At 63.0% G+C, this 24469-nt stretch carries 21 protein-coding genes; 5 read left to right on the top strand and 16 right to left on the bottom strand.

Annotated elements, in window-relative coordinates:
* Window positions 1-7: 7 nt before the first annotated feature.
* From QM694_RS09550 to QM694_RS09540, 3 genes are read right to left on the bottom strand one after another with little or no spacing between them, the layout of a single operon-like run.
* The gene (locus QM694_RS09550; RefSeq protein WP_415006705.1) at window positions 8-1477 is read right to left on the bottom strand and encodes an NAD-dependent succinate-semialdehyde dehydrogenase; all 1470 of its coding nucleotides are present in this window, start codon (window positions 1475-1477) and stop codon (window positions 8-10) included.
* 23 nt (window positions 1478-1500) lie between these two features.
* The gene (locus tag QM694_RS09545) at window positions 1501-2727 is read right to left on the bottom strand and encodes an iron-containing alcohol dehydrogenase (protein ID WP_415006704.1); all 1227 of its coding nucleotides are present in this window, start codon (window positions 2725-2727) and stop codon (window positions 1501-1503) included.
* On the bottom strand, window positions 2727-3740 hold the full coding sequence (locus QM694_RS09540; protein ID WP_415006703.1) for an Ldh family oxidoreductase: 1014 nt from the start codon (window positions 3738-3740) through the stop codon (window positions 2727-2729). Before QM694_RS09540 ends, QM694_RS09545 begins: the two co-directional genes overlap by 1 nt.
* A 79-nt stretch (window positions 3741-3819) precedes the next feature.
* On the opposite strand from QM694_RS09540, the gene QM694_RS09535 reads away from it, so the two are divergent.
* A complete protein-coding gene (locus tag QM694_RS09535; protein ID WP_415006702.1) occupies window positions 3820-4500 on the top strand; it encodes a GntR family transcriptional regulator in 681 nt (226 codons plus the stop codon).
* Here QM694_RS09535 and QM694_RS09530 read toward each other — a convergent pair.
* Genes QM694_RS09530 through QM694_RS09520 form a run of 3 tightly spaced genes read right to left on the bottom strand, consistent with a single transcriptional unit; the run spans window position 4493 to window position 7645 of the window.
* Window positions 4493-5443: an FAD-dependent oxidoreductase gene (locus QM694_RS09530; RefSeq protein WP_415006701.1), complete on the bottom strand. Its 951-nt coding sequence runs from the start codon at window positions 5441-5443 to the stop codon at window positions 4493-4495. The genes QM694_RS09535 and QM694_RS09530 overlap by 8 nt on opposite strands.
* The gene (locus QM694_RS09525; protein WP_415006700.1) at window positions 5436-6830 is read right to left on the bottom strand and encodes an NAD(P)/FAD-dependent oxidoreductase; all 1395 of its coding nucleotides are present in this window, start codon (window positions 6828-6830) and stop codon (window positions 5436-5438) included. Before QM694_RS09525 ends, QM694_RS09530 begins: the two co-directional genes overlap by 8 nt.
* Window positions 6827-7645: a choline/ethanolamine kinase family protein gene (locus tag QM694_RS09520; RefSeq protein ID WP_415006699.1), complete on the bottom strand. Its 819-nt coding sequence runs from the start codon at window positions 7643-7645 to the stop codon at window positions 6827-6829. The genes QM694_RS09525 and QM694_RS09520 overlap by 4 nt, the downstream gene beginning before the upstream one ends.
* 209 nt (window positions 7646-7854) lie before the next feature.
* On the opposite strand from QM694_RS09520, the gene QM694_RS09515 reads away from it, so the two are divergent.
* Window positions 7855-8628, top strand: coding sequence for a ferredoxin--NADP reductase (locus QM694_RS09515; RefSeq protein WP_415006698.1), 774 nt, complete (start codon window positions 7855-7857; stop codon window positions 8626-8628).
* Window positions 8629-8781: 153 nt separating this feature from the next.
* Here the strand turns inward: QM694_RS09515 and QM694_RS09510 are convergent, their stop codons facing one another.
* Window positions 8782-9489: a ribonuclease activity regulator RraA gene (locus tag QM694_RS09510; protein ID WP_415006697.1), complete on the bottom strand. Its 708-nt coding sequence runs from the start codon at window positions 9487-9489 to the stop codon at window positions 8782-8784.
* A 2-nt stretch (window positions 9490-9491) separates the two neighbouring features.
* Window positions 9492-10274 (bottom strand): SDR family NAD(P)-dependent oxidoreductase, encoded by a 783-nt coding sequence (locus tag QM694_RS09505; protein ID WP_415006696.1) that lies wholly within the window; start codon window positions 10272-10274, stop codon window positions 9492-9494.
* A gap of 97 nt (window positions 10275-10371) precedes the next feature.
* Here QM694_RS09505 and QM694_RS09500 point away from each other — a divergent pair, with 97 nt between their 5' ends.
* Window positions 10372-11484 (top strand): THUMP domain-containing class I SAM-dependent RNA methyltransferase, encoded by a 1113-nt coding sequence (locus QM694_RS09500; RefSeq protein WP_415006695.1) that lies wholly within the window; start codon window positions 10372-10374, stop codon window positions 11482-11484.
* A 115-nt stretch (window positions 11485-11599) separates the two neighbouring features.
* Here QM694_RS09500 and QM694_RS09495 read toward each other — a convergent pair whose 3' ends face one another.
* Window positions 11600-12691, bottom strand: coding sequence for a C45 family autoproteolytic acyltransferase/hydolase (locus QM694_RS09495; protein WP_415006694.1), 1092 nt, complete (start codon window positions 12689-12691; stop codon window positions 11600-11602).
* Window positions 12688-12987, bottom strand: a complete 300-nt coding sequence (locus QM694_RS09490; RefSeq protein ID WP_415006693.1) for a Dabb family protein — start codon at window positions 12985-12987, stop codon at window positions 12688-12690. Before QM694_RS09490 ends, QM694_RS09495 begins: the two co-directional genes overlap by 4 nt.
* 105 nt (window positions 12988-13092) lie before the next feature.
* Here QM694_RS09490 and iolE point away from each other — a divergent pair, with 105 nt between their 5' ends.
* Window positions 13093-13989: a myo-inosose-2 dehydratase gene (gene iolE, locus QM694_RS09485; protein ID WP_415006692.1), complete on the top strand. Its 897-nt coding sequence runs from the start codon at window positions 13093-13095 to the stop codon at window positions 13987-13989.
* Window positions 13990-14042: 53 nt separating this feature from the next.
* Here iolE and QM694_RS09480 read toward each other — a convergent pair whose 3' ends face one another.
* Complete coding sequence (locus tag QM694_RS09480) at window positions 14043-15827, bottom strand: APC family permease (RefSeq protein ID WP_415006691.1); 1785 nt, start codon at window positions 15825-15827, stop codon at window positions 14043-14045.
* A 252-nt stretch (window positions 15828-16079) separates the two neighbouring features.
* Between QM694_RS09480 and QM694_RS09475 the strand changes: the two genes are divergently transcribed.
* The gene (locus QM694_RS09475) at window positions 16080-18434 is read left to right on the top strand and encodes a DUF1989 domain-containing protein (RefSeq protein WP_415006690.1); all 2355 of its coding nucleotides are present in this window, start codon (window positions 16080-16082) and stop codon (window positions 18432-18434) included.
* A gap of 3 nt (window positions 18435-18437) precedes the next feature.
* Here QM694_RS09475 and QM694_RS09470 read toward each other — a convergent pair whose 3' ends face one another.
* From QM694_RS09470 to QM694_RS09450, 5 genes are read right to left on the bottom strand one after another with little or no spacing between them, the layout of a single operon-like run.
* Complete coding sequence (locus QM694_RS09470) at window positions 18438-20465, bottom strand: FAD-dependent oxidoreductase (protein WP_415006689.1); 2028 nt, start codon at window positions 20463-20465, stop codon at window positions 18438-18440.
* A 14-nt stretch (window positions 20466-20479) separates the two neighbouring features.
* Window positions 20480-21820 (bottom strand): NAD(P)-binding domain-containing protein, encoded by a 1341-nt coding sequence (locus QM694_RS09465; protein WP_415006688.1) that lies wholly within the window; start codon window positions 21818-21820, stop codon window positions 20480-20482.
* Window positions 21821-21845: 25 nt separating this feature from the next.
* The gene (locus QM694_RS09460; protein WP_415006687.1) at window positions 21846-22889 is read right to left on the bottom strand and encodes a heme-dependent oxidative N-demethylase family protein; all 1044 of its coding nucleotides are present in this window, start codon (window positions 22887-22889) and stop codon (window positions 21846-21848) included.
* 12 nt (window positions 22890-22901) lie between these two features.
* On the bottom strand, window positions 22902-23867 hold the full coding sequence (locus QM694_RS09455) for a PDR/VanB family oxidoreductase (RefSeq protein WP_415006686.1): 966 nt from the start codon (window positions 23865-23867) through the stop codon (window positions 22902-22904).
* Window positions 23864-24469, bottom strand: a complete 606-nt coding sequence (locus tag QM694_RS09450) for a dimethylamine monooxygenase subunit DmmA family protein (RefSeq protein WP_415006685.1) — start codon at window positions 24467-24469, stop codon at window positions 23864-23866. Before QM694_RS09450 ends, QM694_RS09455 begins: the two co-directional genes overlap by 4 nt.

Below are 24469 nucleotides of genomic sequence, written 5' to 3'. Positions count from 1 at the left end.
CGGGTGCCTAGATCGAGGTGGCGATATATTGCGCCTCAAGGAATTCATAGATCCCGTGCGTTCCGCCTTCGCGGCCAAGCCCGCTCTGCTTCACGCCGCCAAAAGGCGCGGCGGGATCGGAGACCAGGCCGCGGTTGAGCGCGATCATGCCAGACTCAAGCTGCCGCGCCACGCGGAAGCCGCGCGTGGCATCTTTCGTGAAAATATAGGCGGAGAGGCCGTATTCAGTGTCATTGGCGCGGGCGATCACCTCGTCTTCCGTCTCGAAGCGCGACAGCGCCGCCACCGGGCCAAAGATTTCCTCGCATGACATCTTAGCCTTGACGGGAACGTCGGAGAGAACGGTGGGAGGAAAAAAATAGCCTTTTCCCTCGGGCTTCTTGCCGCCGCACAGGAGTTTCGCGCCGGATTGAAGTGCATCCGCCACAAGGCGCTCGATCTTGGCCACCGCATTGGCGGTGATCATGGGGCCGCACTCGGTGTCCTGCGATGTGCCGGGGCCAACTTTCAACGCCTGCATGCGGCTGGTCAGCCGTTCGGTGAAGGCGTCATAGACGGCGCTGTGAACGTAGATGCGGTTGGCGGCGGTGCAGGCCTGGCCGGCATTGCGCATCTTGGCGATCATCGTTCCTTCGATCGCCACATCAATGTCGGCGTCATCGAAGACGATCACCGGCGCGTTGCCGCCCAGCTCCATTGAGCTGTTGATGACATTTTTGGCCGCTTCGGCGAGCAATGTGCGGCCAACGCCGGTCGAACCGGTGAAAGAAATCTTGCGTACGCGGGGATCGGCCAGCATCGCCGCCGTCACAGGCCCCGGCGTTGTGGTCGTCAGCACGTTGACGACGCCCGGCGGCACCCCCGCCTCTTCATAGAGGGCGGCGAGCGCATAGGCGGTGAGCGGCGTTTCGGTGGCAGGCTTCAGGATCACCGTGCAGCCAGCAGCAAGGGCCGGCCCGATCTTGCGCGTTGCCATGGCAGCCGGGAAATTCCACGGCGTGATGAGCACGCAGATGCCGATGGGCTGATAGTCCACAATGATGCGATTGGCGCCCGAGGGTGCTGTGAAGAAATCACCCTGGATGCGCACGGCTTCCTCGGCATTCCAGCGGAAAAATTCGGCGGCATAGGCCACTTCGCCGCGCGCGTCGCGAAGCGCCTTGCCGTTTTCCAGCGAGATCAGCCAGGCGAGGTCTTCGGCGCGCTCGGTCATCAGTTCAAAACAGCGGCGCAGGATTTCGGCGCGCTTGCGGGGCGCCGTCGCCGCCCAGGCGGGCGCTGCCTTGGCTGCGGCTTCAACGGCAGCCGCGGCATCTTCCAGCCCGGCATCGGGAACGCGGGCGATTTCCATTTCGGTTGAGGGATCGTTCACCGCCACTGTCTTGCCCGACGCGGCAGGCTGCCATTTGCCGCCGACATGGATGCCCGATGGCAAGGTTGAGGGATGATAGCGGCGCTTGGTGTGATCGTCAGCCATGTCCAATGTCTCCAAACTGAAGGTCAAAGTGCGGCGGCGGCGCGGTCGCCCCGCCAGGCGGCATCGAGAAGGGCCGTCATTGATGGCGCGTCGATGGCGCGCGGATTGTTCTTGATCAGGCGCCCGATGCCGATCGCCTGTTCCGCCGTCCATGCGATCTTGTCTTCGGCAAGGCCCAGTTCCTTGAGTGTGGAGGGAATGCCGATGACGTCAAACAGCGCGTCGATGCGGGCGATGGCAGCAGTCGCCAGTTCGCCCTGCGAAGGCGCGGCAAGGCCGAGTGCGGCTCCCACTTCGGCAATCTCTTTATCCGCCGCCTTGCGGTTATAGATCAGCGCATAGGGCAGCATGGCTGCTACACCCAGGCCATGCGGCGTATGGGTGAGTGCCCCAACCGGATATTGAACGGCGTGGGCCAGAGAGGTTCCGGCGGTGGCGAAGGCACATCCCGCCGCCAGTGCCCCCAGCATGAGATCGGAGCGCGCGGCAGGCGTGCCGCCGTCCTTGCAGGCGGCTTCCAGGCTGCGGCCGATCACCGTAATGGCTTTCAGCGCGAAGACATCGCTGAAGGTATTCTTGCCGACGAACACATGCTCCTGGGGCAGCTTCGCATCAGGCTCGCGGCGAAGCGCGGTGAAGGCTTCGATGGCGTGGGTCAGCGCGTCCGCGCCGGCGATAGCGGTCAGCATCGGCGGGCAGGTCCAGGTGAGTTCGGGGTCGCAAATCGAGGCTACGGGAACGATATGCGGGCTGGAAATGCCGACCTTCAGCACACGGTTCGAATCCGAAATCACCGCGACCGGCGTTGCTTCTGATCCGGTGCCCGCCGTCGTCGGCACAGCGATCACCGGCAAGACGGGCGAGGGCACTTTGAACTCGCCGTAATAATCTTCCAGCTTGCCGCCGTGGGTCAGAATAATGGCGGCGCATTTCGCCATGTCCATGCAGCTTCCACCGCCAAGGCCGATCACGATGTCGGGCTTGAAGGCGCGCGCATCATCGGCGCAGGCATAGACATTGGCGGTGGGCACATCGGGCTCCACCGCATCGAAGACATGAGCGGCAAGCCCTGCATCGGTGAGATTCTTGCGGATGGCCTCGAAGGCTGGCGTGCCGGCGAAGCGCGCATCGGTGCAGATGAGGGCCCGCTTGCCATGCTTGGCGGCAAGCTGGCCCAGCGCCTTGACCTGGCCTTCGCCGAACAGGATTTCGCGCGGCATGCGGAGGACGGAAAAAGTATCAGTGTTCATCATGAAGTCCGTTGTGATGACAGGGAAAGAAGTGTGGCGTGAAGGGCGGGATCAATGTCGAAACCATGGCGCCGCGCCATTTCGATGTTCCGGCGCGCGCCGTCGCCGGGCACCCGCACGGGCGACGATGGATCGTCGGGCGCCGTGGCGCGGATTGCATCGAGATAGGAGGCGAAGCGCGCCGCACCGCCGTTCTGCCTGGCGTCGATAACGATGAACATATCGCCCTTGGTGCAGGGGTTCTCGGCATCGAGGGTGCCGCGCACGTCCGGCGCCGGAACAGATCCGGCGATGACGCCGACAAGCAATTCCAGCGCGAGGCCCAGCGCATAGCCTTTTGAACCGCCGAAAGGGGCAAGCGATCCTGCCTTGGCGCGCACCGCATCCGTGGTGGGTTCGCCCTCCGCATCCTTTGCCCAACCGGGTTCCAGTGCTTTTCCGGTGGCGGCGTGGTGATGAACCTTGCCCATCGAGACGATGCTGGTGGCCAGATCCACGACAAAGGGCTGATCCTCCGTGGTGGGGAGCGCTATGGCGAGCGGATTGGTTCCCAGCATGGCTTTCCGGCCTCCATAGGGATGCACCAGCGCCTCGCTGGTGCCCATGGCAATGCCGATCAGCCCCTGTGCTGCAATGTCTTCCACATAATGCGCGAGCATACCCAGATGATTGGCATTGCGCACAGCCGCCAGTGCGATGCCCTCCTGGCGCGTCCTGGGAAGGATGGCGGAAATCGCCGCTTCCGCCACCACCGGCCCCAAGCCATTTTGTCCGTCTACGGATAAATAAGCGCCGGACTGCCAGTGCGCGTTGCCCTTGGTGCGCGGATCGGCAAGGCCGCGCTCGATGCGGGTGATCAGGCGCGGCAGCCGCTGCAGCCCGTGCGAGGGGTGACCTTTCAACTCCGCCCGCACCAGCACGCGCGCCTGCAACTCCGCATGCGCGGCGGGCGCGCCGCGCGAAGCCAGAAGGCCCGCCGCCAGCGTCATCGCATCGGCTTCGGTGATTTTCACCCTTGTTCCTTGAATCTTTAAATCGTATAGGATATATGATCTTATCCCAATCCTCCGCTTTGCTGTCAACCGGAAAACCATGCCGCCCGAACTGCCGCTACCGTCAACCGTCATTCCGCGTCCCAAGGGCCTGGCGGATGAAGCCTATGATGTGATCTTCGCCAAGCTGATGGCGCTGGAGATTGCGCCTGGCGCACGGGTGACGGTTGATGCGCTGGTGAAGGAACTGGGCGTGTCCCACACACCGATCCGCGAGGCGCTGGGGCGGCTGGAGGGTGAAGGGCTGGTGGTGAAGGCGCATCTGGCGGGCTATCGCGCCGCGCCGCAGATTTCACGCCGCCGGTTTGATGAGCTTTATGATCTCCGCCTGCTGCTTGAACCTTTCGCAGCCGATCACGCAGCTTCACGGATGAATGCGCATGCGCTCCATGAACTGGAGGACCTTGCGCAGCGCATGCAAAAACCCGGGCGCCGCAAGGAACGGCTTGATTATTCCGCCTTCGCACGGCTTGACGCTGAATTTCACGACCGCATTCTCGCGCTTTCGGGCAATGAGCTGATCCGCGATACGCTGGGCCGCCTGCATGTCCATTTCCATCTTTTCCGCCTGATGTTCCATGCGCGGGTGACGGAGGAAGCGCTCAACGAACATGAGGCGCTGCTGGCCGCCTTCCGCACCGGCGATGCAGGCGGGGCCGGACATGCCATGCATGATCACATCGCGAAATCGCGCCAGCGTCTGGTGTTGGCCTTTAGCTGAGCGTTTTGGCGACGGCTTCACCCACATTGCGGCCCTGCCGTGCCGCCGCACCGCTGGGCTTGAGCGGCGACCGCATGTTTCCGGCCGCATAAACGCCGATGAGATTTGTGCGGCCGTTCGCGTCTGTCACGATGCCGCGCGTTGCGGGATCAAGCGCCAGCGGGCCTCCCACAAGTGCGGCAGTTTCCGGAATCCAGCCTGCGGTAAAGACCACGCCATCGCACGGCAGTACGGATCTTGTGCCAGCCTTTTCGATCTCAATCCCCGACACGGCATTGCCGGTGCTGACGATGCGGGTGATCCGGCTGTTCAGATGAAGGGCGATGCCCGTCGCGCGTGCGCCCCAGCCCGCCGCCGCGAAGGACTTCACACGCGGGCCTTCCTCGATCATTGCGGCAATCTTCAATCCCGCCTTGCGCGCCGTCCAGATGGCGGAGAATGACACATGCTCGCTTCCAGCCACGATGAGCGATTTGATGTGGGGCGGAAACGCCACATGGCGCGCCACCATCTGCTGCAACAGGCCGGTGGTGAGGATGCCCGCCGCAGGCCGGTCACCGGGGATCACGCGATTGCCGCGGTTGGCCTCGCGCACGCCCGCCGCGAGGATCACCGCCCTGGGGCGGATCACGGCAAAGCCCGTCTCAGGCCCGGTCAGGGTCACGGCTGGCCCTTCGGCCAGCGCGATCATGGTGGTGCGGCAGAGAAGGCGCACGCCAGCCTGTTGCGCCGCGTTCACCATCAGCGCGGCAAAGCGGGGGCCGGAGCGCGGGATAGCATAGCCGATGCCAAAACCAGGATGGGCGCAGAAGCGTGGCAGGCCGCCTGCCGCATCATCGCGGTCGATGACGAGAACATTCCTGACGCCACGCTTCGCAAGTTCCGCCGCAGCGGCAAGGCCCGCAGGCCCCGCGCCAACGATCAGCACGTCCGGATTATCCATCGGTGCTGGCTTTCGCTTGCGCCGCGTCGAACATCGCCTGCACGCGGGCGCCGCAATAAAAGCCCTGGCAGCGGCCGAACATGGCGCGGGTGCGCCGCTTCAGCGCCTTGATGCTGGCGGGCGGCACGGGCGAGGCCAGCGCATCGCGCACTTCGCTCACGCTGATCCGCTCGCAGTGGCAGAGCATTTCGGCATAGGCGGGATCGGTGGCAATGCGCGCGGCGTCGGCCCATGGCCTCACGCTGGTCTCCGCCAGATCGGGCACGCGCACGCCGCGCACCGGCTTCGTGGGCTTCCTGTCAAACACGGCGGGGAAGACCAGCGACATAACATGTTCGGCAATGCCAAGGGCGCCGGAAAATCCGGTGGAGCGGATGCCGGCCACCGTCAGCCAATTGTCGGTGAAACGCGCGATGATCTGGTATTCGCTGTGATCGGTGGCGGGCCGCATCCCGGCATAAAGTGTGTTCACCGGCATATCGCGGAGAGCGGGAACCATCTCGTCAATGGTGCGCCTCAGCGCGGCGATGCCGTCCTCGGTCACCGCGCGGTCGTCACGGTCCTCTACCTCTTCCGCCGTTGGCCCCACCAGAACGTTGCCGAAGATCGTCGGCGCGATGAGGATGCCCCGGGTCACCGGCGTGGGTGTGGGATAGGCGATGATGTCGTGAATGGCGCGGGCCGGCTTGTCGAGCAGCAGGAACTGCCCGCGCCGGGGCTTCATGCGGAAATCATGGTAGCCGGCCAGGCCTTCAACGAGATCGGCGCGGATGCCGCCCGCATTGATGACAAGACGCGCCTTGATCGTTTCGGCGCGATCATTGGAAAGCCGCCAGCCGCCCGCCGTTTTTTGCGCATGGTTCACCCGCCACGGCCTGAGGAAGGTGACGCCATTGGTCACCGCATCAAGCACATAGGCGTAAGGGGTCGAGAGCGCGTCGGCGATCACCTCATCCGGCATATAGGCGGCAGCGAGAAGGCCGGAGCGGAATTGCGGCCAGCGGCGCAGCACATCCTGCCCATCCATCAGCGTCACACGCGGAAAGCCATCCGCATTGGCTTCCTTCACCACATGTTCGACGGTTGCGCGCTGCTCTTCCGTCCACGCCAGCATCAGCGCGCCGGTCTTGCGGAGTGCGATGCCAAGAGCCGGAGCTTCCTCCATGTAGCGCTGGTATCCCCGCACCACGCACTGGCGCTCCAGCGTGCCTGCCGGGGTGTCGTGACCTTCGGTCATCAGCGCCGAGTTGCCCTTGCTCAATTCATCGCCCGGATCTGGATTGGCCTCGATCAGCGCCACATTCAGATCATAGCGCGAGAGATCGCGCGCGATGGCGCTGCCAACGACGCCGGCGCCTACCACGGCAATGTCGAATTCCGCCGTCACGCGAATTCCTTCATCATCCGCGCCACGCAAAGCTCCGTATACGGAACGAGATCGCCGGAAGGCCCGCTATGGCGCATCTGCGTCAGGCACCACATGGCCTCGCGGATGACCAGCGCCACCCGCTGCCGCTCCACCATGTCCGAGTCATGCGGCCCGTAAGCCTCAAGAAGCAATGCGTTTTCGGATGGCGTCAGGTCGGCATTGGCGATCACCGAAGCCAGGTCGATTTCCGGTACGCCGCTGCCGCCATATTCCCAGTCGATGAGATAGAGCGCGTCCTTGGCGCGCATGAAATTTTCGGGGATGATGTCGCTGTGCACAAGGCAGTCGCCGCCTTGGCTGGACGGCCCCATGCGTGCGATGATCTTCTGCCGCGCCACCGGCAGGTCGCCATCGGGCAGCCCTTCGAGATAGTTCAGTGACACGCGGATGCCGCAGCGGGGGATGAGCGTCACGCCGCTCACCGGCTTCTCATGCAGCTTGCGGAGCAGGGAGGCGATGTCCCGCAGGATCGCCGCATCATGCATGCGCGGCGGTTTCAACGTTTCCCCTTCGATGAATTCGGTGATGAGGATGCCGTTTTCGGCATAATGGACGCGCGGCGCAACGCCCCGCTCGGCCGCCAGTTCGGCGCAGATTTTCTCATTGGCGCGGAAGACGCCATGGTGCGGAAGATCGATTCCCGCCCGGCCGAAATAGCGCCCGGCATCATCCTTGATGATGTAATTGTGGTTGGTGCGCCCCTCATGCAGCCGGGTCAGTTCGGGCTTTCCCCGCCAGATGGGCAGGGCGGCGAGAATGCCGTCGTCGGTCATGGGGTGAAACTCCGGAAGGGCAGGGCAAAAAGGCACTATATGCCACCCGGTAAAGCCCCGCCAATGGTCTCGCCCGATGCCGAAAATAGAGGCTTGCTCTTGCCGCCGGGCGCTGCCAGAAACGCGCCCAAACTGCCGGAGCAGCTTTTGATGCCATCCCTCCGGCGCTCACGTCCGGCACGGCGGATGCCTGCCCCCATGGAGATTTTATGAAGGGTTATGACGAAGAAAAGGTGCTGAGCGTGCATCACTGGACGGAGCGGCTGTTCAGCTTCCGCACCACGCGCTCGCCCTCGTTCCGGTTCGACAATGGCCAGTTCACGATGATCGGCCTCGCGGTCAACGGCAAGCCTTTGGTGCGCGCCTATAGTGTGGCCAGCCCCAATTACGAGGAACATCTCGAATTCCTGTCGATCAAGGTGCCGGATGGCCCGCTCACCTCGAAGCTGCAGAACATGCAGGTGGGCGACACGGTGCTGATCGGCCAGAAGCCCACCGGCACGCTGGTGCTCGATGCGCTGCTGCCGGGGCGCAATCTTTATCTGCTCGGCACCGGCACGGGCCTTGCGCCCTATATGAGCCTGGTGCGCGATCCTGATGTTTACGCGCGCTTCGAGAAAGTGGTGCTGGTGCATGGCTGCCGGTTCATCAAGGAACTGGCCTATCACGACTATCTCACGAAGGAGCTGCCAAACGACGAATTCCTCGGCGAGGATGTGCGCGCCAAGCTGCTTTATTATCCCACCGTCACGCGCGAGCCTTATGAGAACACCGGCCGCATCACCACCGCCATCACCTCGGGCGACCTCACCAAAAAGCTGGGCCTTCCGGCGATTGATCCCGCGCAGGACCGGGTGATGATCTGCGGCAGCCCGGCGTTTCTCGAAGACGTCAAGGCGCTGATGCTGTCGATGTCGTTTGAGGAAGGCGCCACCAACAAGCCCGGCAGCTTCGTGATCGAAAAGGCTTTCGTGCAGCGATGATGCTGCGGGCCGGGCGGGACAGGTGCTCGCCTGCCGTTTCGTTGGCCAGAAAGAGAAACCGGGAAAAATGTCTTCCTGTTCACTTTACCGCCGTGCCCGGTTGACGCGGCCCGCAGCGGTGAGACAAGCCGCGACTGCCGCGGATGTTCCCGCCTATCGCGCCTTGGCCTTGAAGGACTCGTAGCGGACTTTAGTTTCGGCATTCATGGGATAAAGCCCAGGCAGTGGCACGCCGCGCGCCACTTCTTCCATGATCCAGGCCTCCATCCGCTCCTGTTCCGGCGCTTCCGCCAGAACGTGATCCAGCAGCTTCAGCGGAATCACCACCGCGCCATCGCCATCGGCGGCGATCACATCGCCGGGAAAAACGGCGACGCCGCCGCAGCCGACCGGCTCCTGCCAGTTCACGAAGGTAAGCCCCGCGACGGAGGGTGGCGCTGCCACGCCATCGCACCACACGGGCAATCCGGTTGCCAGCACGCCCGCCAGATCGCGCATCACGCCATCGGTCACCAGTGCGGCAACATTCCGCTTCTTCATGCGGGCGGCGAGAATATCGCCGAATATCCCCGCCTCCGTCACGCCATTGGCATCGGCCACGGCGATACAGCCCTCGGGCATCGCCTCGATGGCGGCGCGCGTGGAGATGGGGGATGACCAGCTTTCCGGCGTGGCCAGGTCTTCGCGCGCCGGCACAAAGCGCAGCGTGAAGGCTTCACCCACCACGCGCGGCTGATCGCTGCGGAGCGGCTTCGGGCCTCTCAGCCACACGTTGCGCAAGCCTTTCTTCAGCAGCACGGTGGTGATCGTCGCCGTCGAGACGGCTTTCAGAGTTGAAACGGCAGAGGCATCAAGCGCCATGCTCAAATCCATCCGCCGTCAACGGTGAACATCTGCTTGGAGCACATGCGGCTGTCATCCGCCGCCAGCCACAGCGCCATGCGCGCGATGTCGGGCGGATAGAGCTTGCCGGGCAGCGCCTGCCGCTCGGCGATCTGGCGCTCGCCCGCCTCGTCCAGCCACAGCGCCACCTGGCGCTCGGTCATCACCCAGCCCGGTGCGATCGAGTTCACGCGGATATGGTCTGGCCCCAGTTCGGTGGCCAGCGCCCGCGTCATGCCGAACACGGCGGCCTTGGAGGTCACGTAACACACGCAATCGCCATCGCCGACCGACCAGGTGATCGAGGTGAAGTTGACGATCGACCCGCCGCCCGCCGCCTTCATCTGCGGATGCACGGCCTTGGCCGCGAAAAGCTGATGCTTCATGTTCACGGCGATCCGGTCATCGAAATAATCTGACGTGACATTTTCGAGCCTGTGGCGGTCGTCATTGGCGGCGTTGTTGACCAGCGCGGTGATGGGTCCACGCTTTTTTCCAAGATCTGCGATCAGCGCCTGCAGCGCGTCCACATCGTGAAGATCGAGGCGGTGGAATTCGGCTGGCGGATTGCCGCGCGCCGCAATGCCGTCGGCCACGGATTTCCCCGCCGCCTCGTTGATGTCCACGAAGGAGACGAGGCTACCCTGATCGGCGAAATGCTCAACCAGCGCCCGGCCAATGCCCGATGCGCCGCCGGTGATGAACACATGCTTGCCCTTGAGGCTCGGATAGGTGGCGCGGTTCGGCAGGAGATCATAATTCATGTGGGGTTCCAGGGATTGCAAAGAGAGTGTACGGCGCGATGCTAGCCCGTCCTGCTTTCCTGTATAAGGGGCAGGAATTTTCGGCTATCCCGCCCTCATGTCGCACACCAACAATCTCGAAATCTTCCTTATCGCCGTGCCGGGCCTCGAAGAGGCGCTGTGCGCGGAGGTGAAGGCCAACAGCTTCAAGTCTCCCAAGGCCGTCCATGGCGGTGTTCTCATGCGCGGCGGCTGGCCCGATGTATGGCGCGCCAATCTCGTGTTGCGGGGGGCGAGCCGGGTGTTGGTGCGGATCGGCGCATTCCGCGTGGCGCATCTGGCGCAGCTGGACAAACGGGCGCGGGCGTTTCCGTGGGCAGCGGTCTTGCGCCCTGATGTGCCCGTGCGCGTCGAGGCAAGCTGCTCGCGCTCGCGCATCTATCATTCAGGCGCTGCCGCTCAGCGCGTCGCAACGGCGCTCCGTGAAGAGCTTGGCGCGGCGATGGCTGATGATGCTGATGTCACCGTCATGGCGCGGATCGAGGACGATCTCTGCACGCTCAGCCTTGATACGTCCGGCGAACTTCTGCACAAGCGCGGCCACAAGCAGGCGGTGGGCAAGGCGCCGATGCGCGAGACCATGGCGTCGCTCTTTTTGCGCGAATGCGGCTATGACGGGAAGGAGCCGGTGGTTGATCCGATGTGCGGTTCCGGCACCTTCGTCATCGAGGCGGCGGAGATTGCGGCGCGGCTCGATCCCGGGCGGGGGCGCAGCTTCGCGTTTGAAAAACTGGCGACCTTCGATGCGGCGCGCTGGAATGCGCTCCGCGCCAGCCGCAAAACCATCGTTCCCGCATTCAGCTTCTACGGCAGTGACCGCGATCAGGGCGCAGTCCGCATGAGCATCGCCAATGCAAAGCGGGCGGGCGTAGAAAATTTCACGCAGTTCTGCAGCCATGGCGTCAGCGAATTGATGCCGTCCGAAGGCCCGCCGGGGCTGGTGATCGTCAATCCTCCCTATGGCGCGCGGATCGGTGACATGAAGCCGCTCTTCGCGCTTTATGGGGCGCTCGGCAAAGTGCTGCTGCAGCGCTTCACCGGCTGGCGCGTGGGGATCATCACCACCAATGCGGCGCTGGCAAAAGCGACGGAATTGCCGTTCCTGCCCCCCGGCAAGCCCGTGGCGCATGGCGGGCTGAAGGTGACACTGTATCGGACAGAGGAGCTTTGACCGTTTATACCTGTCTCCCCGGCGAAGGCCGGGGCCCAGACTTTCCGATTGGACACAGCTCGAAGGCTGGGTCCCGGCATGCGCCGGGATGACAGTTCGTAGAGGGCCGGATTTTTTACTCCGCCGCCACGCGCGACAGCTTGTGATGTTCCTTCACGTGATGGCAGGGGCCGCCGTCCAGCACGCGCAGGGTGCCGGATGCTACGTCGGGGATCACCGTGGAGAGCGTTTCATATTGTTCGCCAATGGGAATGGCGGGGTTGTGATGACAGCACACGGCGCCATCCTGCCCCACGTGACTCGCCATCACGCGGAGAATATCCTCCGTTGACGGATCATTCATCCGCGCCAGCGACCGCATGAGAATGTCGCGGCGCAGCAGCGTGTCGGGGAACAGTTTCGGCTCGGTGTCGCAGCGCGCAGGCTCGGGCGCGAGGAAATGATTGGTGTGGACGAGGACGCCATTGGCTTCGGGCAGCACGAAGCCGGGGCCGCCGGGATAAAGCTCGACCGTCATCGCCATTCCAGTTCCGCCCTCGAAGCTCATCAGGTTGATGGAGCTTGAGGCCGAGACAGCGGCGCGGACGAGGATTTGCGCCGCTGCGGCGAGCGTGCGGCCGCCATCCAGCGCGGCGCGGGCGGCAATATGCACGGGCACGCCGATGCGCTGTCCGTCCGCCTGATGATGGAGGATGGTGAACAGCAGGCCTAAGCCTTTGGTGTTCAGGCCCGCTTTGCCGACGATGCCATATTCAGTCATGGTTTTTGTGGTGCTGCCATCAGCGAGAGGAATTTCCCACACCAGCCATGAGTCGCGTGAGACATAGGCCCAGTCCCAGGTTTGCGCGGCGCGCGGCGGGCCGCCATCATGGGGAAGATAGATGACGGCCGAGCATTCGCCGCGCTGCGGTGCTTTCAGCATGGCCAGGATTTCGGTGCGGGCATTGAGCGCGCCAATGATCGCCGGTTCCACCGCTGCGCCCTCGGCAAGCCCCAGCATTTCGGCATGAAGCTCCGGCGCGAAATCCTGCGTGGCGGCCAGCGCCTGCTGGCCTGCCGGGATCACGTTGAAGCTGCCGCCCGCCAACGTGTCGAAGCGGGCGCGGTAAATGCCGATGTTGCGGGCAATCTGCTCCCGGTTGGCGGTGCCGAATTCAAGGCCGCGCTCGAACGGCGTCCCGGCGGTGGAACGGAATTCACGGGTCATGGCGTATCCATCTTCACGGTGTCGATTTCGAGAAACTCTTCAACCTCCGGCAGCCAGCGGTTTATCACGAAGGCCACATGGTCGGGGTGATCGTTGTAGAAAGTGTAGGCCGCCTGATCCTCGAAATCCATCGAGAGGCCATAGCTATAATTGTTCTTCGGGCTGGTTTCCCGGTGCATCTCGAAGTTCTGCACGGTCCTAATGCTCTTCAGCGCGGCGGCGGCCTTGAGAAAGCTCTTCTCGGCCTCCGAACCTTTGGGATGCTTCAGCCGGAAAACGACGCTGTGCCTGATCATTGGGGTGGTCCTGTTCCGGCAGACCATGCGCCGCCCCCGGGCCGCTTGCAAGGCGGGGTCGGTTTCACTAGAGCAGGCGCGAGAGATTTCAGGCAGGAGTTCGACATGAAGGCGAAGCTGGGAATTGCCCCCATCGCATGGTGGAACGACGATCTGGCGGAACTGAGCGATGACGTTTCGCTGGAGGAATGCCTCAGGCAGGCCAGCGTGGCGGGCTTCACCGGCATGGAAACGGGCCGCCGTTTTCCGCTGGACCCCAAGGTCCTAGGGCCGATCCTGGCACAATACGGCATCAGCGTCTGCGGCGGCTGGTTCTCAGGGCTTCTGCTCGATGGCGATCTGGCGAAGGAAAAGGATCGTATCGCGGCACAGATGGAGTTGTTCAAAGCGATGAAGGCGCCCTGCATCGTTTATGGCGAAACGGCGCGGAGCATCCAGGGCGACCGGTCGAAGCCGCTCGCCACCAAGCCCAGGCTCTCCGAAGACGAGATCAAGGTTTACGGGCGCAAGATGACGGCGTTCGGCGAATGGTGCGCGGAGCAGGGCATGCCGCTCGCCTATCATCATCACATGGCGGCGGCGATCGAGACGGAGCCTGAGCTTGACCTGCTGATGAAGCATTCGGGCGAGGGCCTGCCGCTTCTCTATGATGCAGGCCACATGGCCTTTGCGGGGGGCGATGTGCTGCGCGTCATCGACAAGCATCACAAGCGCATCAGCCACGTGCACACCAAGGATGTGCGGAAAGCTGTCATCGACAGGCTGGACCGCACAAAGGAAAGCTTCCTCGATGCCGTCGTGAAGGGCGCCTTCACGGTGCCGGGCGATGGCTCGCTCGATTTTGAGGCCATCGTGAAGAAGCTGGTATCTTATGGTTATGAGGGCTGGTTCGTGGTCGAGGCCGAGCAGGACCCGAAAAAAGCCCCGCCGCTCGAGATGGCGAAGATCGGCCATAAGGAATTGCTGCGGGTGATGGCGTCTGCGGGATATACCGTCGCCTGAATGGAAAAGGGCAGCCTTGCGGGCTGCCCTTTCTGTTTGCGGTGCGTGCCAGCCTATCCCGGCAGCACGAAGAACCAGTTGGCCCACAGCACCACGATGGCCCCGGCGATCAGGGTGAGATAGGGCCACATGCCGGCCTTCTTCTCGCCCATGTCGCCTTCCTTCAGGCCGAGATCGTCAAGCGCACCAATGGGAAATCTTCCCTTATCCTGAACATAGTGCCGGAATATGAACACCGGCAGGATCAGGGCAGCGAAGAAAAGCCCCGCCCACAAGGGATTTGGCGCATCCGCTTTGGCTCCGACGATCTGCCAAACCTTGGCGCCAGCGCCGAGGAACAGAATGTTCACAAAGGCCAGAATGGTGTTGAGGCCGATGAGCCACGATGGCGCTTTCCACGGCCGCTCGACATGGCCGGAGTCGACGCGGTGAATCCAGCCCGCGTTGAGGTTCAGGAAGTTGAAGATGATATAGCCCACGTTGGAAACCGCGAGGACGAAGAAATATCCCCCGGCGTCGGACGCGATGGCGAGCAGGATAAGATTGAACACGAGGTCCGTCGCCATCGCCCGCGTCGGCGCGCCATGAGAGTTGACATGGGTGAGATAGCGCGGCAGCCAGCCATCCTTCGATCCCTGATAGAGGGTGCGCGATGAGCCGGCCATCGCCGTCATGATGGCCAGGAACAGCGCGAGGATCATCAGGATCACGAAGATCTGGGTGACGATCCTGCCGCCGCCAATCATGTTGCCCAGCGCCTCGCCGATGCCGGAGCCGTCGACAATTGGCGTCGCCAGCATTCCGTCAAGCCCGAGAACGCCCTGGAAGGTGAATGGCACAAGGAAGAAGAACAGGCAGCACAGAAGGCCCGAGAAGAAGATGGCCTTGAAGGTGTCGACAGCCGGGTTCTTGAGTTCGCGCGTGTAGCAAACCGCGGTTTCAAACCCGTATGTTGACCATGCGGCGATGAACAGGGCCGAAAGCACAAGCGTCCAGCCGGGATTGTTCCATGTGCCATCCGTTGTCACATACACGTTCGATGGCGGAACGAGCGGCGAGAAGTTGGCGTAGTTCACGCTGCCCTCGAAGATCGGCACAAGTCCAACGAGCAGCAGCGGCACAAGCACGATAATCGCCAGCCATTTTTGCGCGTTGGCCGTGCCCAGAATGCCCCGATGCTGAATCGCGAAGATAATCAGCATCAGCACCGCGCCGATCACGAACGTCGAATTGATGTTGAACGAGGCGATGTGCGGAATGGAGAATCCGAAGACGCTCCATGTCCTGATCGCGGGCGTGAGCGCCGTGACGGCATCGGCGGTGGCCACAGCCGTGATCGCGTCGGCTGGGGCCGTTCCCGCGTGAGCGGCGATATAGTCGATCACCGATTGTGTGGTGGCGGTGTAGTCCGCCGTGTGCGCCGCCACCCAGGCCAGCACCGCCTGCGAATCAGCGGCGGGAATGGGCCAGAGCGAATTGAGGATATAGCTTGCGGCAATGGCGCAGCCCAGCGAAAGCACCGGGCTCCAGGCGAACCAGTTGCACCACACCGAGAGCGGCGCGATGAACTTGGAATAGCGCAGCCACGCCGTCGCGCCATAGACCGACGCGCCGCCCGACTTGTTGCCGAACATGCCGGCAATTTCGGCGTAGGTGAAGGATTGCAGGAATCCCATGATCATCGACACGATCCACACCACAAAGGCGAGCTTGCCCGCCACGCCCGCAATGCCGCCGATGGAAAACAGCACGAGCGGCGGCACGCCGGCCGCCACCCAGAAGGCGCCCTTCCAGTCCAATGCGCGGACGAGTTCGCCCGAGCCCTTTTCAGATGACATCGAAATTTCCTCCGTTGACCCCTAGCGCAAGCCGCCCGGCGCTGCCCGTTCTCCGCGGGTCAGGCTGTTCCGGCCAGCCAAGGCGATGAGTTTGCCGCGCATCCGGTCCGCGCCCGCCGGTTTTCCGGCCTGGGCCACGGGGATGGGCAGCGCTTCCCCCTCAACAACCTCAGGAAACAAATGTGACTGTCATTATATCGACGGTCAAGCGGAACTGTGAGATAGTGCCGGGATATTCCGCAATGAGGTGCCATGAACCTGATTTTGCCCGGCGCGCCGCGCGCCAGCCAGATTTTCCGCCCCGGGATCCGGGCGCTGCCGCCCGGCGTTGAACGCTACCTTGTGCCCGGCGGCGGATCGAGTGTGGTGCCCGTTCAGGCGGGTGACCGCTTTTCGGTGACCGACATCGAAGGCGGGCAGGCGTGTGAAATCGCCTTCTGCGATGCGCAAGGGCGATTCGTGACGTCGGCTCTCGGCGCGCGCGTCGCCACGCAGGGCGAAAGCCTGAAAACCATGCTGGCGCGCCCGCACCATTCGGCGCGGCGCACACGGCTGGCGCTGGAGCGGCGCGGCATTGATCTGGGCAAAGCCGAAACGCTGCGGCTGTTCGGTGAAAGCTCCATGCCCGGCGATCATGCGGAATTCACCGTTCCCGCCGATGGGCTGCTAATCGTCGCGGTGGCGGGCGGCGCCATGCTGCCCGGCGAACAGGATACGGCGACCGACATCGAACTGCGCATCACGCGACAGGCATCGAAAGCCTCTCCTGCCGATCTTCTGCCTGAACCATTGGCCGATCCGCTGCACGACATCCGCATCAGGGCCGCCACGGCGTCTGCCTATCTGGTCAGGGCTGGCGAATATATCCAGGTGATCGACGTGTCTGGCCGTCAGTGTACGGACTTTCAGGCGCTCTCCGCCCGCAAGGTGGAAAAGGGCCTCGATCTGGCGCTTGATTCCACCGTCACGCGCACGCTTCTGGGCCGCAGCTATCCCACGCCCGGCCTGCCGTCCAAAGCCTTTGACCGCGAGTTCGAGCCGCTGGTGGAGATCGTTCAGGACACGGTAGGGCGGCATGACGCGTTCGCCACCGCCTGCAACAGCCGCTACTACGACGACATGGGCTATCCCGGCCATGTGAACTGCACGGAGAATTTCAACCACGCCCTCAAGCCCTATGGCGTGGCGCCGCGAAAAGGCTGGGAAGCGCTCAATTATTTCTACAACACCAACATCAATCACCTGAACCAGCTCTATCTCGATGAGCCGTGGTCTCGTCCCGGCGACTATGTGCTGATGCGCGCGCTGACTGACATCGTCTGCGTGTCCTCATCCTGCCCGGATGATATTGACGCAGCGAATGGCTGGGACCCGACAGACATTCATGTCCGCACCTATGCCAAGACCGAAACCTTCCAGAGAGCCGTGGCCTATCGCATGACACCTGATGCCGACGCGCAGCTGACGCGCGAAACCGCCTTCCATTCCAGCTTCTCGAAGCTCACGCGGAATTTTGGAGAGTATCGCGGCTACTGGCTGCCGCAGCGCTTCAACAATGATGGGCCGGTGGAGGAATACTGGGCCTGCCGCGAGAAGGCAGTGGTGCTCGATCTCTCACCCCTGCGCAAATTCGAGGTGACGGGGCCCGATGCCGAAGCGCTGCTCAACTATTGCCTGACGCGCGATGTGCGCAAGCTCTCGGTAGGGCAGGTCGTCTATTCCGCCATGTGCTACGAGAACGGCGGCATGATCGATGACGGCACGCTGTTCCGCCTCGGCCACAATAATTTCCGCTGGATCGGCGGCGATGATTATTCCGGCATCTGGCTCCGCGAGCAGGCGGCGAAGATGGGTTACAAGGCGTGGGTGCGCTCCTCGACGGACCAGCTTCACAACATTGCCGTGCAGGGGCCGAACAGCCGCGAGATTCTGAAAGAGATCGTCTGGACGGCGCCCGCCCAGCCGTCGATCACGGAGCTTGAGTGGTTCCGTTTCGCCGTTGCGCGCATCGGGCATTTCGAGGGCGCGCCCATCGTCGTCTCGCGCACCGGCTATACGGGCGAACTGGGCTACGAAATCTTCTGCCATCCGAAGGACGCCGCGGCGGTTTTCGATGCCGTGTGGGCGGCGGGCCAGAAGCATGGCCTCAAGCCCATGGGCCTTGAAGCGCTGGACATGGTGCGGATCGAGGCCGGGCTGATTTTCGCCGGATATGAATTCACCTCCGAGACCGATCCCTTTGAGGCGGGCATCGCCTTCACCGTGCCGCTCAAGACCAAGACGGATGATTTCATCGGCAAGGCGGCGCTCATCGAGCGCAAGGCGCATCCCCGCCGCAAGCTCGTCGGCCTCGACATTCTGTCAAACGACAGCGTGGGCCATGGCGATTGCGTTCACATCGGCCGCGCGCAGGTTGGCGTCGTCACCAGCGGCATGCGCTCGCCCATCCTCGGCAAGACTATCGCGCTGGCCCGCATGGATGCGCTCAACGCGGAGGTTGGCACCGAAGTGGAAATCGGCAAGCTCGACGGGCTGCAGAAGCGCTTTCCCGCCCGCATCGTGCCGCTCTCGCATTATGATCCGGAGAAGACCCGCCCGCGCAGTTGACGCTCACGCGCCGATGACCACCCGTTCGCGGCGCACCGCGCGCTCCGCAGGTGCCAGCCCATAGTTCTCGCCATAGGCGTGGCCGTCATAGACGGCCTGGGCAATCAGGCCGGGGGCCTTGCAGTCGCCGATGCGCGAGAGGCTGGCAAGCCCTGCATCCTGCAAGTCATGCCAGAGCTCTTCTTCCGGCTGGCGCGAGGTGACGGAGACGAGGCCGCCACAGGGCAGGCCGCGCGATGCGCCGGAATAGAGGCAGGTGAGCGTCGCGGTCTCCGCGCCAAGGCCCGTGATGGCGTGGCTGACGATGATGGTGACGCCGAGGTCCAGCAGCGAGGCCTGGATGCGGGCCTGCTCCATGGTGTGCGAGGTCCAGGGCGCCACCATGCTGCCCGATGTCACGAAGGTCACTTCATGGCCTTCGCGCGCCAGAAGCTCGGCCAGGCAGCTTGCCATGTAATAGTGCTCATCGTCGAAGATCACCACAGGGCCGGACGGGCGTTCCCCCGTCATGATCCGGTCGGGCGTGAACACCCGGGCATCATTGAAGCTGGCAATCGGGGCAACGGAGCTGCGGCCCAGTCCGTCGCTTCGCCAGCGGCTGCCCGCCGCCAGCACCACGTGGCTGACCCCGGTGTCGATCACATCCTGCCGGGTCATCCGGCTGCCGCGGAAAATCTCGACAGCCGGCAGCTTCGACAACTGCTGCACGCGCCAGTCACGCACCCGCGCCCATTCGCTCAAGCCCGGCAGGCGCGCCTCGCGCGTCACACGGCCGCCCAGTTCATTCTCCGCTTCCGCCAGCAGCACAGGCACGCCGCGCTTGCCGAGCGTGATAGCCGCTTCAAGGCCCGCAGGCCCGCTTCCCACGATCAGCACCGGCTCGGGCGAGCGGCAGATGTTCACCCGTTCGGGATGCCAGCCGCGCCGCCATTCCTCGCCCATTGTGGGGTTTTGCGTGCAGCGGATCGGCACGCCAAGCCCATCCATGGCGTAGCAGACATTGCAGCCGATGCATTCGCGAATGTCATCAAACGCGCCGTGCCTGATCTTGGACGGCAGAAAAGGATCGGCGATCGAAGGCCTGGCCGCGCCGATGAAATCGAGAACGCCGCGCCTGATCTGTCCCAGCATGGTTTCCGGGCTGGTGAAGCGGCCCACCGACACCACGGGCTTTCCGGTCAGCGCCTTCACATGCGCAACATGAGTCTCGAGCGAGCCTTCCTTGACGAAGCGTGAGACGCCCATTTCCACCGCATAATCGGGGATCGTCACGTCGAACAGGTCCACCAGCGGGCTGAGGGATTGCAGAAGCTCCGAACGCTCGTCCCTGCCGCCGCCATCCTCGTTGAGAACCTCGATGCGGAGAGCCACGGCGCAGCTCTGGCCGATCTCTTCGCAGGTCTCTTCCAGCACCTCGCGCAGCAGGCGCGTGCGGTTGGCGAATGATCCGCCATAGTCATCGCTCCGCCGGTTGCCGGCGGGATCGAGGAACTGGCCGAGAAGATAGGTGTGGGCGGCATAGACATAAACGATGTCGAAGCCAGCCGTTCGGGCGCGCCGCGCGGCATCGCGGTGCCAGCCGCGATAGGTGCGGATATCGGCCAGGTCCATCCGCTGGGATTGCCATGGCGCTTGCGAAACCGGCATGCTGACGGGCGACAGCGTGGCAAGACGCGAGTGATTGTTGGACGAGCGCTGGCCGCCATACCACAATTCCACGCCCGCCAGTGCGCCATGGCGGTGAACGCCGTCGGCCATGGCGGCCATGTTGACGATGTCGCCATCGTCCCACAGGCTGCAGAAGGGGGCGGGCAAATCATCCGAGGACGGATGGATTGAACAATATTCGGTGTTCACCACGCCCCAGCCGCCCTCGGCCTTGATCTCCCGCATGGCCGCCAGCGTCATCGGATGGGAATAGCCCATGCCGGTGCAGTGCGGCACCTGGTAGAAGCGGTTGGGCGCCGTCACCGGCCCGATCTTCACAGGCTCGAACAGAACCCGGAAGCGCGGGTCGGCCACATCATCCATGATCCTGCGCCCGGTCAGCCGTTGCGCAGATAGGCTTCCATAGAATCGTCCAGCGCGTCCTTCCATGGCGTGTGATGCTTGGGGCTCACATTGCCGGTCATCAGCGAGCGGTAGGAGTTGTTGCGGAAGCCCATGATGTCATCCATCTTGTGGTGCTCCCACACCATGAAGGTCTTGTTCACGCCCTCGATGTCGAAGCTCGGATAATCGGTGGCGTCGATCAACTGCTTCACATAATCGCCCTGGAACCAGATCATCTGCTCGGCATTTTCAAGTTTCGTTTCGCGCTTCAGCCACTTCTTCCAATCCTTCTTCATGGCGTCGGGCTTCGGCAGCTTGATGCGGCCCATGATGATGTCGCGCACGTACCAGGCCTGCGCGTCGAACATGTTGAAGGTGTAGAACTGGTCCTGCATGCCGATATAGAAGAACTTCGGATTGTCCTGCCACACCACGCCCTTGTAGAGATTTTCCGGCCACAGGCGGTTGGCCGTCTTGAGGCGAAGGTCCTCCGGCAGGAACGGGAAATAGTGCTGGTATCCCGTGCAGAGGATGATGGCGTCCACCTCCTTGGTGGTGCCGTCCTTGAAAAAGGCGGTCTTTCCTTCAACCTTCTGCAGCAGCGGCCGCTCCTCGAAGTTGGACGGCCATTTGAAGCCCATGGGCTTTGAGCGATAGGTGGTGGTGACGGATTTGGCGCCGTATTTCCAGCATTGCGAGCCAATGTCCTCGGCGGAATAGCTGCGGCCGACGATCAGCACATCCTTGTCCTTGAACTCCAACGCATCGCGGAAGTCATGGGCATGCAGCACGCGGCCATTGAACTTGTCGAGGCCGGGGAAGAACGGCACATGCGGCGTCGAGAAATGGCCGCTGGCGCAGATGACGTTGTCGAATTCCTCCGTGTACATCTTGTCTTTCGGGCGGTCATGCGCCGTCACGAGGAACTTCTTTTTCTTCTTGTCCCAGGTAACCATGCGCACCGGCGTGTTGAAGCGCACCCATTTGCGCACCTTGGCCTTTTCCACCCGGCCCTTGATGTAGTCCCACAGCACGGCGCGCGGCGGGTAGGAGGCGATGGGCTTTCCGAAATGCTCCTCGAATGTGTAGTCGGCGAATTCCAGGCATTCCTTGGGCCCGTTGGACCACAGATAGCGGTACATCGAGCCATGCACGGGCTCGCCGAACTCATCAAGGCCGGTGCGCCAGGTGTAATTCCACAACCCGCCCCAGTCGCCCTGCTTCTCGAAACAGACAACCTCGGGAATCTTCGCCTTCTTCTTGGCGGCGGACTGGAACGCCCTGAGTGCGGCAAGGCCCGAAGGCCCGGCTCCGATGACGGCAACGCGTGTCATGTTCTCTCCCTGAATTATTTTGTTTTCATTCCGGATAGATGCCGGGGCTGGTGGGCTGGCCGTCATCATATTTCGACAGCCATTCGATCGTCGTGGGGCGGTAGCGCGTCAGACCCTTGTAATCGACGAGTTCGGGCGGCAGGTCGCGCAGCACGCGGTGGAAGCGGCGGCCCCATTTAGGAATGGTTACCAGCTCTTCCATCTTGAGGAGATAGCAGCGGATCACGAAAAGGATGGCGTTGGAGCGGGGCAGCCGCCACAGACTCTGCAGTTCGCAGCGCAGATGCACCTTGTTGCCCACGTTCTCGGGCGTCACGGTGGCGCGGTCCGGTCCCCATTTGTGATAGTTCTCGGGGCTGGTGTCGAGCCTGGGATTGATTGTCATTGTCCAGTTCAGGCGGCGCACCGGTTTGCCCAGTTGCAGGTTCAACAGGAATTTCAGCGCCCGGTCGAACACGCCCATGTTGTGGGCCAGCGGCACGGGCCCGTGCCATTCCATGAAATTCATGCCGATGTCGAAGTCGAGAGACCAGTCGGCCTGCGTCGTCACCATGCCGGCGTCGCACCACAGATTGCCGTCGCGCTGGTCGACGATCACGAAATCGCCCTGTGCCTGCCTCGTGATATATTCCAGCGGCTCCATCGGCAGGGTCGAGGCATCGCCGAAGGTGAAGGTCTGGTCGATCCCCATCGGGCGGTTGATCCAGCGCCAGCGGTCGCCGTCTTTCTCCAGCGAGAAATGTTCGGGGTATCCCGCCGCCTGCTGTTCCATCAGCAGTTCCAACGTGTCCCATTGCGCGGTCATCATGTGGGGCAGGGCCTGATAGCGCAGCGGATCCTGCTTCAGCACGATGTCGCGGTCGTGCATCTCGGATACGAAATGCTCGTCCACGTCGATCAGCTTGTTATAGGCGTGGTTGGGAGGGCCTGCCGGCACATGCGGTTCGATGTTCACCGCATACATGTATTTGTCCTCGTGGAACGGGAACGGAAACCGGCGGATGGTGTCCGGGCTGTTGCGGAACGTATAGTCGTCGCGGAAGCTCTCGTTTTTGAAGGTGATATTCATGAGCCTTCCTCCCTAGAGATCGAGCGCGATCTCGTTGCCCTTGATGCGCGAGACGCAGATCATGATCTTGAGGCCGGAGGCTTTTTCCTCAGGCTCCAGATAATGATCATTGTGCTCGATCTCGCCGTCGCAGGCGAGTACCTGGGTTTCGCATTGCCCGCAGGCGCCGCCGCGGCAAAGATAGGGCGCGTCAACGCCCGCCGCCTCCGCCGCCTCGAGAATGCTCTGATGCGGCGCCACCTCGATCACCTTGCCCGAGCGCCTTAAATTGGCGCGGAATTTCATGCCGGGCGGCGGCGCCAGGAATTCTTCCGAATGAAGATTCTGCGACGGCCAGCCGAGCTCCCGTGCCTTGCCCAGCACGCCATTGATCATGCCGGCGGGGCCGCAGACATAGAGATGCGTGCCAAGCGGCTGGTTGGCCAGAATCTCCTCCGCCGGGATGAACAGCTTCTCGGCATCGCAGTAAATCTTGATGCGGTGCGTGCCATAGCGCTCCTGCAAGTCCCGCCAATAGGCGCCGTGGGTGCGGGTGCGCACGGCATAGTGCAGTTCAAAGGCGCGGCCCTCGCGCTCCATCTGGTCCATCATGGCGATGAAGGGCGTGATGCCGATGCCACCCGCCATCATGATGTGTTTCTTGCCGCGATGGTCATAGGCAAAGAGATTGACGGGCTGGCTGAGGATGAGCGTATCGCCCTCTTTCAGTTTCTCGTGCAGGAAGGAAGAGCCGCCGCGCGATTTCTCCACGTGCAGCACGCTGATTTCATAGCCTTCCGAATCGGCGGGCGAAGACATCAGCGAATAGGGATTGCGCCTGAGCACATTCCCATCGCGCATCGACACAATCACATGCGCACCGCCGGAAAACACCGGCATCGGTTCGCCGTCCATCCGCTCGAAGCGGAAGCGCCGCACCTTGTCGGCCACTTGCGTGATCTTCGCCACACGCACCTGCATTTCGGTGTTGATCGTCACGGGAAAAGCTCCTCGGGCGGGGGCGCGGTGCCGGGCTCCTCGGCATCGATGTTCACGCCCTGAAAGGCGGCGAGGCGCCGCGAATAGTGATCGCGCACCAGCAGCGGCAATCCGCAATGCGAACAGATGAAGGGGCTCACCGTCACGTTCTCGGTGATGCCCTTGCAATGCACGCATTGCACGCGCCGGGCGGCGGAGCCCCGGTGTTCGGTGACCAGCGAGTTGAAATCAACGCCATGGTCCATCGCCACCTTCATGGCTTGGCCGATGAAACCTTCGGTGCCCGCGATATAGATGCGGAGCCCCATGTGCGCCGTCTGCAGCATCACGTTGAAGCGGTTCAGCAGCACGGGGATGGTAGGAGCCATCCACACATCCTTTGCGCCCAGCGCCATCAGCGCCTCTTCGCGGCCGTGGCCCTTGGAGGCCGAGGGCGCGTAGAGAACTTCGGTCTTCGCCAGAACATCGGCTGGCCCGCCCGAGAGCCTGTCGAGAAGGGCGAGCGCCCCTTCGCCTTCCAGCACGAAGAGATGCCGCCGCGCATGCGGATCGATCTCGAAGCCCTTATAGACGGGGCGGCTCTTGATTCCGGCAACCAGCAT

Source organism: Aestuariivirga sp., from assembly GCF_047602625.1.
GTDB lineage: Bacteria > Pseudomonadota > Alphaproteobacteria > Rhizobiales > Aestuariivirgaceae > Aestuariivirga.
This window is presented reverse-complemented; position numbering and strand designations above follow the sequence as displayed.